Origin of the sequence: Peribacillus muralis (genome assembly GCF_001645685.2) — a bacterium.
Lineage (GTDB): Bacteria > Bacillota > Bacilli > Bacillales > DSM-1321 > Peribacillus > Peribacillus muralis_A.
This window is the reverse complement of record NZ_CP017080.1, coordinates 4,559,065-4,572,216: the sequence shown is the minus strand read 5'-3', so window position 1 is coordinate 4,572,216 and position 13,152 is coordinate 4,559,065. Positions and strand designations below refer to the sequence as shown.

Annotated in this window: 15 protein-coding genes; 12 read left to right on the top strand and 3 right to left on the bottom strand. The window is 46.5% G+C overall.

What is annotated here, in order from left to right:
• Positions 1–24 precede the first annotated feature (24 nt).
• The 3 genes from ABE28_RS22275 to ABE28_RS22265 are packed head-to-tail and all read left to right on the top strand — an operon-like array spanning position 25 to position 2,142.
• On the top strand, positions 25–969 hold the full coding sequence (locus tag ABE28_RS22275) for a nucleoside recognition domain-containing protein (RefSeq protein ID WP_083232198.1): 945 nt from the start codon (positions 25–27) through the stop codon (positions 967–969).
• Positions 959–1,627 carry a pyrophosphatase PpaX gene (gene ppaX / locus ABE28_RS22270; protein WP_064467207.1) on the top strand — a complete coding sequence of 223 codons (669 nt, stop codon included), beginning with the start codon at positions 959–961 and terminating at the stop codon, positions 1,625–1,627. Before ABE28_RS22275 ends, ppaX begins: the two co-directional genes overlap by 11 nt.
• Positions 1,624–2,142, top strand: a complete 519-nt coding sequence (locus ABE28_RS22265; RefSeq protein ID WP_064467208.1) for an acyltransferase — start codon at positions 1,624–1,626, stop codon at positions 2,140–2,142. The genes ppaX and ABE28_RS22265 overlap by 4 nt, the downstream gene beginning before the upstream one ends.
• 38 nt (positions 2,143–2,180) lie before the next feature.
• Here ABE28_RS22265 and ABE28_RS25350 read toward each other — a convergent pair whose 3' ends face one another.
• The 3 genes from ABE28_RS25350 to ABE28_RS22255 form a co-directional block, all read right to left on the bottom strand.
• The gene (locus ABE28_RS25350) at positions 2,181–2,324 is read right to left on the bottom strand and encodes a YwzD family small protein (protein ID WP_156775884.1); all 144 of its coding nucleotides are present in this window, start codon (positions 2,322–2,324) and stop codon (positions 2,181–2,183) included.
• A 69-nt stretch (positions 2,325–2,393) separates the two neighbouring features.
• Positions 2,394–3,053: a class D sortase gene (locus ABE28_RS22260; RefSeq protein WP_064467321.1), complete on the bottom strand. Its 660-nt coding sequence runs from the start codon at positions 3,051–3,053 to the stop codon at positions 2,394–2,396.
• Entirely contained in the window at positions 3,049–4,122 is a 1,074-nt protein-coding gene (locus tag ABE28_RS22255; protein ID WP_064467209.1) for a processed acidic surface protein, read from the bottom strand. Before ABE28_RS22255 ends, ABE28_RS22260 begins: the two co-directional genes overlap by 5 nt.
• Before the next feature lie 452 nt (positions 4,123–4,574).
• Between ABE28_RS22255 and ABE28_RS22250 the strand changes: the two genes are divergently transcribed.
• The 9 genes from ABE28_RS22250 (at position 4,575) to ABE28_RS22210 (ending at position 13,049) form a co-directional block, all read left to right on the top strand.
• Positions 4,575–5,759, top strand: coding sequence for an ATP phosphoribosyltransferase regulatory subunit (locus tag ABE28_RS22250; protein WP_064467210.1), 1,185 nt, complete (start codon positions 4,575–4,577; stop codon positions 5,757–5,759).
• Positions 5,752–6,381 (top strand): ATP phosphoribosyltransferase, encoded by a 630-nt coding sequence (gene hisG / locus ABE28_RS22245; protein WP_064467211.1) that lies wholly within the window; start codon positions 5,752–5,754, stop codon positions 6,379–6,381. Before ABE28_RS22250 ends, hisG begins: the two co-directional genes overlap by 8 nt.
• Before the next feature lie 26 nt (positions 6,382–6,407).
• On the top strand, positions 6,408–7,688 hold the full coding sequence (gene hisD, locus ABE28_RS22240) for a histidinol dehydrogenase (protein WP_064467212.1): 1,281 nt from the start codon (positions 6,408–6,410) through the stop codon (positions 7,686–7,688).
• Positions 7,689–7,762: 74 nt separating this feature from the next.
• Entirely contained in the window at positions 7,763–8,350 is a 588-nt protein-coding gene (hisB, locus tag ABE28_RS22235) for an imidazoleglycerol-phosphate dehydratase HisB (RefSeq protein WP_064467213.1), read from the top strand.
• Positions 8,351–8,983 carry an imidazole glycerol phosphate synthase subunit HisH gene (hisH, locus tag ABE28_RS22230; protein ID WP_064467214.1) on the top strand — a complete coding sequence of 211 codons (633 nt, stop codon included), beginning with the start codon at positions 8,351–8,353 and terminating at the stop codon, positions 8,981–8,983.
• A complete protein-coding gene (gene hisA / locus ABE28_RS22225; RefSeq protein WP_064467215.1) occupies positions 8,980–9,714 on the top strand; it encodes a 1-(5-phosphoribosyl)-5-[(5-phosphoribosylamino)methylideneamino]imidazole-4-carboxamide isomerase in 735 nt (244 codons plus the stop codon). Before hisH ends, hisA begins: the two co-directional genes overlap by 4 nt.
• Positions 9,715–10,473 carry an imidazole glycerol phosphate synthase subunit HisF gene (gene hisF / locus ABE28_RS22220; protein WP_064467216.1) on the top strand — a complete coding sequence of 253 codons (759 nt, stop codon included), beginning with the start codon at positions 9,715–9,717 and terminating at the stop codon, positions 10,471–10,473.
• Complete coding sequence (gene hisIE, locus ABE28_RS22215) at positions 10,470–11,126, top strand: bifunctional phosphoribosyl-AMP cyclohydrolase/phosphoribosyl-ATP diphosphatase HisIE (RefSeq protein WP_064467217.1); 657 nt, start codon at positions 10,470–10,472, stop codon at positions 11,124–11,126. The genes hisF and hisIE overlap by 4 nt, the downstream gene beginning before the upstream one ends.
• A gap of 465 nt (positions 11,127–11,591) precedes the next feature.
• The gene (locus ABE28_RS22210; protein ID WP_064467218.1) at positions 11,592–13,049 is read left to right on the top strand and encodes an aldehyde dehydrogenase family protein; all 1,458 of its coding nucleotides are present in this window, start codon (positions 11,592–11,594) and stop codon (positions 13,047–13,049) included.
• Positions 13,050–13,152 lie beyond the last annotated feature (103 nt).

The window sequence follows — 13,152 nt, the reverse complement described above, 5'->3', positions numbered from 1 at the left end:
TCATCTGTAAGGGGAGAGGAAATAGTGATAGGGAATTCAGTTAAAAAGGGACTTCTTTCGGGCCTGAATACAACCTGGTCATTGGGTAAGGTGATATTTCCGGTAACGCTGATCGTCACCGTACTCCAATATACGCCTGTATTGCCGTGGGCCATCGATTTGATAGCGCCTTTGATGAATCTCATCGGACTTCCGGGAGATGCGGCCATTCCGCTCGTGTTAGGGAATTTCCTGAACCTATACGCAGCGATTGCCGGCATTTTGACGCTTGATCTGACCGTAAAGGAAGTATTCATCATTGCGATGATGCTATCATTTTCACATAATTTATTGATTGAATCAGGCGTGGCGATGAAGACCGGAGTCAAGCTGTGGATCATCCTGACAGTTCGGATCGGGCTTGCTCTCCTATCGGCGCTTGTCATTAATCTTGTTTGGCATGGTGGTTCCGAAATGGCTCAAGGGATGGCTGTCGGAGAAACGGCCGAGGTTAACGGAATGAGCGCAATCCTAATGCATGGGATCGTTCAGGCCCTTTCCGGCATCGCCCAGCTTGCGGTCATCGTCATTCCGCTTATGATAGTGGTTCAAATCATGAAAGATTTAAAATGGCTGGAAGCCTTCTCGAAAGCACTTGCTCCCTTCATGAAAGTGCTGGGAATGAAACAGAATGCTTCCATGCCATTCGTGACAGGGCTTACCCTCGGCTTGGCATATGGGGCCGGTGTAATGATTCAGGCAGCTAAAGAAGACAACGTTTCAAAGAAGGATATGACGATTGCCTTCATCTTTTTGGTTGCCTGTCATGCTGTTGTAGAAGACACATTAATTTTCATCCCACTGGGCATTCCGGTCTTGCCGTTGTTACTTATTCGGCTGCTCACTGCCATCGTTCTAACGATGGTCGTTGCGTATATTTGGAATCGGTCTGACCGTGTACAGAGAAAGGAAGCTGTTTATGAGCAGTAACATAAATACATTACTATTCGATCTTGATGGCACATTGATCAATACAAATGAGTTGATCATTGCTTCTTTTACAGAAACGTTAAACCATTTTTGTCCCGGCCAGTTCAAGCGTGAGGATATCATTCCGTTTATCGGTCCGACCTTGACCGATACATTTTCTTCGATTGACCCGAAGCGGGTGAAGGAAATGATCACTTTCTATCGGGCGTATAATTGGAAAAACCATGATGCCCTCGTGACACAATTCGACGGGGTATATGAAACCGTTCAAACGTTGAAGCAGGCTGGCTATAAATTGGCAGTCGTTACGACGAAGAAACGTGATGTCGTTGAAAAGGGACTGCGTCTAAGCAATCTTGAACCGTTTTTTGAAGTCGTGGTCACGCTCGATGAAGTGGAAAACGCAAAGCCTGATCCAGAGCCTTTGGTTAAGGCGCTGACTCAGCTCGGTTCAAAGCCTTACGAAGCGATCATGATTGGCGACAGCTATCATGATATTCTTGGCGGGAAGAATGCAGGTACAAAAACGGCAGGGGTGGCATGGTCGATAAGAGGCCGTGAGTTTTTGGAAGGCTACCATCCAGACTATATGCTTGAAAAAATGGCCGATTTATTGAATATCGTCGAGATTGAAACTTTTACAGAGGCTAAAAGATGAGACGCACGACCCGCCATCCGGTTGAAGGGGCAAATTCATTATGGCATGTGTACAAGACGGTTCCTTTCTGGAAGGTGGTAAAGAACTTTATCGTGATCCAGCTAGCCCGCTATACACCATTCCTCGGGATGAAGAATTGGCTTTACAGGACTTTTTTGCATATGAAGGTCGGGAAGCATACATCATTTGCATTGATGGTCATGCCTGATGTGATGTTTCCGGAAAAGATATCAGTGGGAATGAATACAGTCATAGGGTACAATACGACGATTCTTGCCCATGAATATTTGATTAGGGAATATCGTTTAGGAGAAGTGATTATCGGTGATGAAGTGTTGATTGGGGCCAATTCAACGATACTTCCGGGACTTACCATAGGGGATGGAGCGATCGTCTCTGCGGGAACACTTGTCCATAAGGACGTCCCAGAAGGGGCTTTCGTCGGAGGCAACCCAATGAAGGTCATCTATACGAAAGAGGAAATGCTTGAGCGGGATCAGCAAACATCGATATGAAAAAGAAGGACTTGTCCGTTTATGCGACATGTCCTTTTTTAATGGCATTTAGGGTAAAGCGGAGTCAGTTCGTTCTTCAGATGTTCCATGATCTCGTCGATAGATATATTCTCCTTGTTCAAGGTAACTTCATAAGTATCTTTCAAGATTTGAAAAAACCTTTCCTGTGCTTGCTTATCCATAATGAGCTATCCTCCTTCTAGATAATGGCTCGATTGAAAAGGGGCTGAAAAAACTTCAGCCCACCCGTTTCATTCGTTCAATTCAGTTTTCAATAAATCGGCTACAAGTACGTATCTTTCCGGTGCACTACCAATATATGAAAATGGATAGCAGGTTGTTACTGTAAGCGTCGCTTTAGGCTTGGGAACGATTACGGTGCGGTCATCTGCATCGACGATACGGACCTTCCTAACTTTATAGGTGAACGTTCCAGCTTCCGTTTTGGTTATCAGCAAGTCCCCTTGACCGACTTTACCAAGCTCCCGGAAAATGGTATCCCGATGACCGGATAAAACGGAATTATCGTCCTCGCCAGGCAAAACCGACCCTGCATAATGGCCGACGCCTTTTTCGAGTTCATCCTCATCGGTTCCGTGGTAAATCGGGAGTGTTGCCTTGATTTTTGGGATGTAAAGCTCCCCCATCAAATCGCCTGTTTCCGGTCGTTTCTCATATAGTTCATGATCCCCGGCAACAGTAGCTTTTTTCTCCGGCTTTGAGGGTTTGGCCTCCGCCTGCGCCATCGTCTCCGTTGTTTCAGGCTTATTCCACTTATATATGGCATAGCCCTTCAGCAGTGTGTACGTGTTTGTCGTCGTAAAATAAAAACCGAGGATCAAAAAGCAAGCAGCAGTGACAAATAACCATTTTTTCTTTTGCTTGGATTGCCTATTTTCGGTCATCTTAATTTGCAAGTCTCGCTTTTCTGATTAACCCGATAGCGATGCCCATCATCACTAAACCGATCAAAGCTCCCGATAGGTAATTACCGGACGTCTTAGGAAGCAATCCGCCTTTTTCCGTTTTGTGGGTCGGTCTCTTCTTTTTCTTATCTTTTTTCACATCAGTTTTTGCTTTTACATCAGCCACTTTGGAAATGACTTGAGTGGACTGTTTAATGTCATTCCCGGTTTCCTTCACTAGATCGGAACCGATCATTTCACCTGTCAAGATGAAATCAAGCAATAGATTGCCTTTTAGATCATAAATGGACACTAGTAAACTGGCATTATTCAAATCCTTAAGCTTGAATAATGCTTCAAGTGATAGGTTTGTAGTGACACCGTCTTGGATTAAGGCAAACTTGAATTGAACTTGAAGCAAGTTTTGCAGCTCACTGTATATGGAGAGCAGTTCAGCCACTTGTGCTGCTGATAATTCATCGATTGTTTCAAAATCGGCAAGCTTGTCCATCCGATCGGAAAGTGCCATTAAGCGATCCTCGAAAGCAGGATCTTCAACGAGGGGCTGCAGGTGGTTCATGAGTCTGTCAAGCTCCTCGTCCGTTAGCCCGATCTCAGTGAAGAGCCCAGCCATTAAATCGCTCAGTTCTTCGTCATCGTATTCCATATCTTCATCATCATAACCCATCTCTAAATCAATAATATCTTCTATATCATAGATGAAATGGAAGGTATCGATGATGGAATCTCCTTCTTCCAATTCACCATATTCTATTAATAATTCCGTCAGTTCAGCTTCGGTCATTTCATAATCCTTCAGTAACTGCTGTAACGTCCCAGGAGTGACTGCCGGTCCCAATGTCTCGCGTAGCTCATCTACCGATTCCATCTCATTTAAGGTTAAGTCATAATAGGCTAGGTAATCTTCCAATTCCTTTTGCGTCATTCGGACTTCCGCCAGGTATGTATTAAGCTCATCTTGATTCATCTTCGTAGCAGCGAAGCCCTTGGCCCCGATCGAGCCTACCGAAAACAGAACGATAAGTGCTACAAATATAGAAAAAATTCTCTTCAATTTCTTTTCCCCCTAATAATTTCTATAAAGCCAAACTACTAACCATTATAAAGCAGCTAAACCAAAAGGTATACAATAATAACAATGTTTGACTATAAATAGGAGGTTAGGAATGGGTGAAAGGTAGCGCTTTCTCCTTTTTTCTCACAAAGCACTTATGCGAGGGAAAGGCGAAACGACAGCTTTTTCTTGACGCAAGGTCGGGGCAGCGTTACACTAATGGTAACTTCAATGTGTTACCATATTAGCGAACTAAAGTAATTTATAAGATTATTATGATTATTTATAGGATTATGATATTTTTTTTGCTACTATTTTTATATGGATTTAAAGGATTTATTCGTATCCGATCTTGGAAGGATAAAAAGAGGGTATCAAGAGGAATAGGTATTGGCCGGGGAAGGCGAACCGATTGAATAGATGCTTACTATAACTCAAAAGGATGTGCAGTCGTGACAAAGCCGTTTATGTTCGAGAAACCGTTAGGCATGAGAGATACATTGCCGGTGCTTTATGAAACGAAAGTGTCGGCCAGAAACAAAATGAGCGATGAAATCAAGAAGTGGGGCTATCAATTTATCGAGACCCCTGCTTTGGAATATTATGAAACGATTGGCGAGGCCTCAGCCATTTTAGATCAACAGCTGTTTAAGCTTCTTGATTCCGAGGGACACACGCTCGTATTGCGTCCTGATATGACAGCGCCCATTGCCCGGGTGGCAGCATCCAAGCTGTTAAAGCAGCAAATTCCGCTGCGCCTGGCCTATTCAGCGAATGTATATCGGGCCCAGCAGCGTGAAGGCGGCAGGCCGGCAGAGTTCGAGCAGATTGGCATCGAGTGCATCGGTAATAAATCGATAAGCGCAGATGCTGAAATGATTGCCCTGCTTGCCGATGTTTTAAAGGCCGCCGGTCTGAAGCAGTTCAAGATTTCCATTGGACATATCGGATTTTTACAGGAATTTTTCTTAAGTATACTAGGGACGGAGAAAAGGGCCTCTATATTAAGGAAGTTTCTTTATGAAAAGAATTATGTAGGTTTTCGGGAGCATGTAAAATCGCTGCCGCTATCCTCCATTGATAAACAGCGGCTCATCGCATTTACCTCTTTAAGAGGAAGTGAGGGCACCTTGGATAAGGCGCTGGAGCTAGTTGAAAATAATAAGGGCCAAGATTCCCTGTCGGAGCTGAAGGAATTATCCGAACAGCTACAGCAATTTGGCGTTGGGCAATATGTGAGCTTCGATTTAACATTGGTCAGTCACATGAGCTATTATACGGGAACCTTATTTGAAGTGTATGCAGGACAAGTCGGTTCGCCAATCGGAAATGGCGGCCGTTACGATAATCTGCTTGAAAAATTCGGCTGGGACGCATCTGCAACGGGGTTTGCGATCCGTGTAGATCGACTGGCCGAGGCTCTCGGAGAGCCAAAGCAGCCTGTCGCGCCTGAGTGCATTTTATTCAGTCCCGAACGGCGATTGGAAGCGATCGAAAATGCAAGAATAAAAAGATCGGAAGGAAAGCGGGTAACGATTCAGGATATCACCGTCGTCCAAAACGTGGATGCTTTTACAAGGACCTTTTCAGAGGTGCACTTGTTTGTAGGGAATGGGGGGAGTGGCAAAGATGAATAATAGCTTTTTAACGATAGCGATGCCGAAAGGAAGAATATTTGAAGAAGCGGCAGAGCTATTACGAACGGCAGGTTTTCGACTGCCTCCCGAGTTTGATGATTCCCGGAAACTGATCCTGGAAGTGGAAGAGGAGAATTTACGTTTCATTTTGGCCAAACCGATGGATGTCGTAACCTATGTTGAACATGGTGTCGCCGATATTGGCATTGCCGGTAAGGATGTCATGATGGAGGAAGACCGTGATGTATATGAATTACTTGATTTGAAGATCAGTGCGTGCTACTTGGCTGTAGCAGGTTTACCTGGTACGAAAATAAGTGACATCGCCCCTAAAGTAGCCAGCAAATATCCGAATGTAGCCTCGGGTTATTTCCGAGAACAGGGAGAGCAGGTCGAGATTATCAAGCTGAACGGCTCAATCGAGCTGGCACCATTGATTGGCTTGGCGGAACGGATCGTGGATATCGTTTCAACCGGCCAGACATTGAAGGAAAATGGACTCGTGGAATATGCAAAAATTGCTGATGTAACTTCGAGGCTGGTGGCGAACCCTGTCAGCTACCGAATTAAAGAAGCACGGATCACGGAGATTGTGGATAGATTGGCAGCAATCATTGAGTAGAAAAGAAGCGCAAATGAGGTGAGCATATGAAAATTGAACGGTTTGCGGAAGGGATTTCACTGAAACGCTCGGTTGACGCAGGTACTGCCGATCAACGAAAGGCGGTTCAGGATATCATCCATGATGTCAGGAAAAGCGGGGATTCCGCTGTACATAATTTTACCGAACGTTTCGATGGGGTCAGGCTTGAGGAATTACTTGTGTCGGAGCGGGAAATGGAAGAGGCGACAGCATCCTTGTCGGCTGAACAGCTAGCTATCATTCAGGAGGCTGCCGATAATATTGAAATGTTTCACGAGAAACAAATTAGAAATTCATGGTTTACGACGGATGATACGGGAACGATGCTAGGGCAAAAATTGACACCGCTTGATGCGGTAGGAGTGTATGTACCAGGGGGCACAGCTGCATATCCATCGTCAGTGCTGATGAATGTGATGCCAGCGAAGGCTGCGGGGGTGGAACGAATCGTTATGGTATCCCCTCCAGGCAAAGATGGTAAATTATCACCGGCGGTTTTGGCGGCTGCGAAGATTGCCGGAGTCAAGGAAATCTATAAAGTCGGAGGGGCTCAGGCCATAGCCGCATTGGCTTATGGGACGAAAACGATAAAAAAGGTCGACAAAATCGTCGGTCCGGGAAATATTTACGTTGCACTGGCGAAGCGGGAGGTATTCGGTGACGTGGCCATTGATATGATCGCCGGACCGAGTGAAATTGCCGTGTTGGCTGATGAATCAGCCATCGCCTCGGAGGTTGCCGCCGACTTGCTATCACAAGCGGAACACGACGCCCGTGCTTGCAGTGTCTTGGTGACAGTATCAGCATCTCTTGCAGAAGAGGTTGCTGCAGAAGTGACAAAACAGGCGGCACTGCTCCCCCGCCGGGAAATTGCCGAAGCATCGATAAAGGATTACGGAAGAATCGTCGTATGCGGAAATATGACGGAAGCGATCGAAGCCGTCAATGAGCTTGCTCCGGAGCATTTAGAGATCATGACCAAGGATGGACTTGAAGTGATGGCCAAAATTCGGCATGCCGGGGCAATCTTCATTGGCCGCTACAGTTCGGAGCCTGTTGGTGATTACTTCGCTGGTCCGAATCACGTTCTGCCAACAAACGGAACGGCCCGTTTTTCGAGTCCGCTGAATGTAGATGACTTTCAAAAGAAATCGAGCATCATCATGTACAGTGAAACGGCCTTCCGGCAAAATGCAGAAAAAATCGCGGATTTTGCCCGCATGGAGGGACTTGAGGCTCACGCCCGTGCCATAGAATCGCGCGGCGTGAATGAATCCGGAAAATAGTGCTGCTTCTTTACGGGAAGAATGCAAATTACAGCTTGGGAAAAGGGGACATGCCCCGATAAGGAGGACTTATGATGGAACGTTTTGCTAGCGTGGAGCGAAAGACGAATGAAACGGAAATCAGCTTAAAGTTTGGTGTGGATGGAGAAGGTAATTCCTCGATAAAGACTGGCGTCCCGTTCATGACACATATGCTTGATTTGTTCACGAAACACGGAAAATTCGATTTATCGGTCGATGCAAAAGGTGATACGGAGGTCGATGATCATCATACAACTGAAGATATTGGCATTTGCTTAGGTCAAACGTTATTGGAGGCGCTTGGAGACAAGCGTGGGATAAAGCGGTATGGAAATGCGTTCGTCCCGATGGATGAAGCTCTCGCACAGGTAGTCATCGACTTAAGCAATCGCCCGCATCTGGAGTTCAGGGCGGAGTTCCCCTCACAAAAGGTCGGAACGTTCGATACGGAACTTGTGCATGAGTTTCTTTGGAAATTCGCTCTAGAAGCGAGGATGAACTTGCATGTAGTCGTCCATTATGGTCATAACACACATCATATGATCGAAGCGATATTCAAAGCGCTCGGACGTGCTTTAGATGAAGCGACGACCATCGATCCGCGGGTCAAAGGCATTCCTTCTACGAAAGGAATGTTGTAAATGATCGGGATCGTCGATTACGGCATGGGAAATTTGTTTTCCGTAAGCAAAGGGCTGGAGCGACTTGGTGCCGATTCATTCATTTCGGATGACCCGGAAGAACTTTCGGAGGCAACAGGGATTATCCTTCCTGGTGTCGGCTCATTCCGGGATGCCATGAGTCTTTTGAAAAAACAAGGATTGGATGGATTCCTGCAACGATATGCAGCAGGAGGAGGTTATATATTAGGCATCTGTCTTGGGATGCAGCTTCTCTTTGATGAAAGCGAGGAAAATGGGCCAGCTCGAGGATTGTCACTCATACCAGGAAAAATCATCCGGTTCCAGGGCATTGATGCAAGCGGCGATGTTTATAAGGTGCCTCACATGGGCTGGAATCGACTTGAATTCAAACACGCTTCACCTGTCACTGCAGGACTGGAAGCGGACCATGTATATTTCGTGCATTCATATTATGCCGATACGGATGACGCATATATTGCCGCCAGCACAACGTATGCTGTGGAAGTTCCGGCAATCGTGGCGAAAGGGAATGTATTGGGCATGCAGTTCCATCCTGAGAAAAGCGGGCAGATGGGCATGTCACTTTTGAGGAATTACCTGTCATTAGTGGAAGGGAAGGAAAAATCATGAGCAACTTTACGATATACCCGGCGATTGATATGCGCGGAGGCCAATGCGTCCGCTTGGTCCAGGGAGACTATGATCAAGAAACCGTATATGGCGATTCTCCCTTCGATATGGCTAAAAGCTTCGCGGACCAAGGCGCGGATTGGATACATATGGTCGACCTTGACGGGGCGAAAGAGGGAGTTCGCATCAATGATTCATACGTGATTAAAGCGGCAAGTGAGTTAGGGGCACGCATCCAAATCGGCGGCGGCATCCGCACGGAACGGGATATCGCCCATTATCTGGATAATGGTGTGGAACGTGTCATTCTTGGAAGCACAGCCGTTTCAGATCCTGTCTTCACGAAGGATATGATCAGGAAGTATGGAAAGCATATCGCGATTGGCATAGATGCGAAGGATGGCAAGGTTGCGACTCATGGCTGGCTGCAAACGTCTGGAACCCTTGCTGTAGAGCTTGGTAAAGTGCTGGCGGATGCAGGTGCCGAAACGTTCATCGTCACTGATATTGCAACGGATGGCATGCTTTCAGGTCCGAATGTCAACGGGATTTTGGCTATGGCGGAGGCAACAGGGAAAAACGTGATTGCCTCCGGCGGCATAAGTTCACTGGAAGATATCCTAGCCCTCAAGGGGCATGAAGCGGAAGGGATTGCAGGGGCGATCATTGGCAAGGCAATTTATACGAAGCGCTTTACCGTTGCAGATGCGCTGGAAAAGGTGCGTGGTTAAATGCTCACTAAACGAATCATTCCATGTCTCGATGTAAAAGATGGGCGTGTCGTCAAAGGCATACAATTTGTTTCGCTAAGGGATGCCGGAGATCCGGTCGAGCTTGCCGCTTTTTATGATCAGGAGGGTGCCGATGAGCTTGTCTTCCTTGATATTTCCGCTTCACATGAAGGCAGGGAAACGATGGTCGACGTCGTTCAAGCGGTAGCGGGCAGCTTGGCCATCCCTTTCACGGTTGGCGGGGGCATTAATTCCCTGTCGGATATGAGGAGGATATTACGAGCAGGTGCAGATAAAGTATCTCTAAATACAGCAGCCGTTCTCCGGCCTGATCTGATTAATGAAGGCTCGGATTACTTTGGTGCCCAATGCATCGTAGTCGCCATTGACGCCCGTTACGATGAAGGGCTCGGATCATGGCGCGTATACACCCACGGCGGCAGAAAACCGACTGAGTGGGAAGTGATCGATTGGGCGCAGGAAGCCGTCAGCCGAGGTGCCGGTGAAATTTTATTGACGAGTATGGATTGTGACGGGGAGAAACAGGGGTTCAATATTGCTTTGACAAAGGCGGTATCAGAAGCTGTTTCGGTGCCGGTCATTGCCTCGGGCGGTGCCGGTAACGCCGGGCATTTCCGGGAAGCATTTGAAGAGGGAAAAGCCGATGCTGCTTTAGCTGCCTCGATCTTTCATTATAAAGAAACATCGGTCAAAGAAGTAAAAGCGTTTCTCAAACAACAAGGAGTGGTTGTACGATGAATCTTGAAACTATTAAATACGACGAAAAAGGTCTAGTACCGGCAATTGTCCAGGACGCCCGCAGCAAAGAAGTGCTGACACTTGCTTATATGAATGAAGAATCGCTAAAAATGTCGATCGAAAAGGGTGAAACGGTTTTCTTCAGTCGCTCACGTCAAGAATTATGGCATAAAGGGGAGACGAGCGGAAATACACAGAAAATCATCGAAATCAAGTATGACTGCGATCAAGATGCATTGGTCGTTGCAGTCGTTCCAGCAGGTCCTGCGTGCCATACTGGGGCAACAAGCTGTTTTAGCGAATCGATTCATCTAAATGGCGAAGCCCGTCAAGCGCTGGAAACGAATGTGATGTTCCTGACTGAATTGGAACAATTGATTGCAAAAAGGAAAGCGGAAATGCCTGAAGGTTCCTATACAACCTACTTGTTCGAAAAAGGCGTGGATAAAATCCTCAAAAAGGTCGGGGAAGAAGCGGCAGAAGTGATCATCGCCGCTAAAAACCGCGATGCCGAGGAATTGTCCATGGAAAGTGCCGATCTCCTCTATCACTTATTCGTCCTTCTTCAGGAACAGGAATTGCCTTTCCAAGCTGTTCTGGATGTATTGAAGGCCAGACACTCCGATAAGGACGAGCCTAAAGAAACGGAATGAATGGTTATCTGCCCTCCCTTAAAAGGAGGGCAGTTTATATTTCTGCTAGAAGGCGCCACGACCTATATGCTCCCCTGAATGAGGTACATAAAGTGGATACCATTCAAAGTAAAGTTACTCGCGAGTGATTCGGGTCGGTTCTCATCGAATTCTTGCGTTACTCCCGAAACCGGCCCGGGTTCTCCGATAAATCACTGCTTACTTTCATCATTTCGGGGCCTTACTCGCGAGTTTAACTACTTTACTCGCCAATTTGGCACTTTTACTCGCGAATTTAACCACTTTACTCGCCAGTTTAAGTTCTGGCCCGCTCCGTACGTTTCATTTCACTCAAAACGAGCTTTTTTGAAATGAAAATGGAATATATCCGGGGATTCAAAGTGGTGGACACAATTTCTTGACTCATGATTTATCTAGGAATATACTTCATCAAAAATGGAGTGTTTCAATAAGGAGGATACACAGATGAAATTCAGTTCAATGAATAAAAGCTACATTAGTGGTGAATGGGCGGAAGGCTTGACGGGCCGTACCTACGATATTCTTAACCCATTTAATGGTTCTCTTTTATCAACTGTAAGTCTAGCATCATCCCAACAAGTGCAGGAATCCTTTGAGCATGCAAAAGCAGCGCAAAAAGAATGGGCCAAGACAACTCCGGAACAACGCAATGAGATATTGAGGAAGGCAGTGTCATATTTTCAGGAAAACCGCGAAGATATCATGGATGTCATCGTCCGCGAAACAGGCGGAAGCCTCATCAAAGCCAATGCTGAACTTGGCCTGACGATAGAGATATTAAAAGAAGCAATGACATATGCACATGAAGTGAACCGTGTACATGAGGTGCCTTCGGCTGTGGAAGGTAAGGTGAATCGCATTCATCGACGGCCATTGGGGGTCATTTCATCGATATCTCCTTTTAATTTCCCGATGAACCTATCGGTAAGGACGATTGCTCCTGCCATAGCGTTAGGAAATAGTGTCGTTCACAAACCGGATGTTCAAGTTTCCTATTCAGGCGGAATCATCATCGCTGCCGCCTTTGAATATGCAGGTCTTCCAAAAGGGGTATTGAACATGATCATTACTGATTTGGAAGAAATCGGGGATGACATGCTTACCAATCCGATTCCGAGGTTAATCAGTTTCACGGGTTCAACACCAGTTGGACGCCATATTGGCGAAGTCGCCGGGAAGAATTTAAAACGTGTGGCACTTGAACTAGGTGGCAACAATCCCTTTATCGTCCTCTCGGATGCCAATGTCGATCGCGCAGCCGATGCAGCCATCTTTGGAAAGTACTTGCACCAAGGACAAATATGCATGAGCATTAACCGAATCATCGTCCATAAGGACCTTTACGAAGACTTCATCGGAAAATTCGTGGAACGGGCCAAGGCGCTACCTTACGGAAATCCGTTAGATCCCAAGACCGTCATTGGGCCGCTTGTGAATGAAAGCCAAATCGAAAAAGCGCAGCGCTACATCGAGGAGGCCAAGCAAAGCGGGGCCGTTCTTGCTCTTGAAGGAAAACGGGAAGGAAATGTCCTGACGCCATATATTTTCCGTGATGTGAAAAATACGGACAAGATTGCTCAAACTGAATTATTCTCACCGGTCGTTTCCATCATTAAAGCGGAGAGCGATGAAGAGGCCATCGAGATAGCCAATGATACCGAATACGGTTTGAGTTCTGCCATCTTCACCGACGATTTGGAGAGAGGCGAACGATTAGGTCTCGAAATCGATAGTGGGATGACACATATCAACGATCAGACAGTAAATGATGGTCCGAACGTTGCTTTTGGCGGAAATAAGATGAGTGGAATGGGACGCTTCGGCAACCCGTGGGTAGTGGAGGAATTCACTGTCACCAAATGGATTTCCAAGCAAACCGTTGCCCGCCAATATCCTTTCTAAAGGGACGAGGAAAATCCATAATACAATACTCAATGGCTGCACCCAAAAATGATATCGGCGTTGCCGGATGTTTCCAGTAATCATGGGTTTGAACCCTTTTTCC